1 pseudogene is annotated in these 337 nt (G+C 66.5%); it reads left to right on the top strand.

The window, feature by feature from the left end:
* A pseudogene (locus tag A9Z05_RS05700) lies at positions 1-337 on the top strand (peptidase S1); the annotation flags it as partial.

The raw sequence follows: 337 nt of genomic DNA, 5'->3' as shown, positions 1-337 counted from the left end.
CATCAATCCGGTCGCGCTGAGCCACGGCCGCGACCAGCCGTTCTTCGATCCGGTCGCGTACGGCAACGGCCCCGACGACTCGGTGACGGACACGACCGAGGCGGCCGCGATCACGCATCACACGATCCTGATCGACGGGAAGCGCATCGCGTACACGGCGACGGTCGGCCACCTCGTGACGGTCGATCCGAGCAGTTCGCAGCCAGCCGCGAAGATCTTCTACGTTGCGTTCACGGCCGACGGCGCGAAGGAGGAAACACGGCCCGTGACGTTCTTCTATAACGGCGGGCCCGGTTCGTCGTCGGTGTTCGTGCTGCTCGGCTCGTTCGCGCCGAAG

Origin of the sequence: Burkholderia sp. A2, from assembly GCF_001729305.1 — a bacterium.
Lineage (GTDB): Bacteria > Pseudomonadota > Gammaproteobacteria > Burkholderiales > Burkholderiaceae > Burkholderia > Burkholderia sola.
The sequence above is the reverse complement of the archived record's forward strand: the minus strand, read 5'-3'. Positions and strand labels throughout refer to the sequence as shown.